Here is a 488-nt window from a genome sequence, read left to right on the forward strand (position 1 = left end):
CGCGTTCTGAGGTTGTGAAGCCTCCTGTTGATGCTGTTCGCACGCATGTCGGACTACAGAGAATTCTCGAATGGGCCGGAAAGGAATCGGGCATCGATGAGGATCTGAAGACATGCTTCGAGATTGGGGATGCTCAGAAGTTGAGTTCAATCGCCCGATATTGGGTTGCCACTGATGGTGATACGCTGCCTCGCATGGAGACGTGGCAGATGATGAACCCGTTGCCTTACGAGTACCCCATCACGCAGGATGTGTACGGCAAGCTTTTTGCATCTGTCGGACGTAATGAGTCAGGTGTGCAAGCCTATTTTCGAAGCCGTGCTCAAAGAGTTTCCTCGTCGGGTTTGAATTTGGCTCTGGACACAACGACCTTTTCTACATATTCGAAGAATCAAATCGAAGCGCGTCAAGGATTCAACAAGGATGGCGACGGACTGGATACGATCAAGCTTCTGGTCCTGTACTCAGTTGAGAATCGAGAGCCTGTA

1 pseudogene is annotated in these 488 nt (G+C 50.6%); it reads left to right on the top strand.

Features of this window, described 5'->3' with window-relative positions:
• Positions 1-488 (top strand): annotated as a pseudogene (locus tag GBM95_RS12030) (IS1634 family transposase); the annotation flags it as partial.

Origin of the sequence: Sutterella seckii, assembly GCF_009183815.1 — a bacterium.
In the GTDB taxonomy this organism is placed as follows: Bacteria; Pseudomonadota; Gammaproteobacteria; order Burkholderiales; family Burkholderiaceae_F; genus Sutterella; species Sutterella seckii.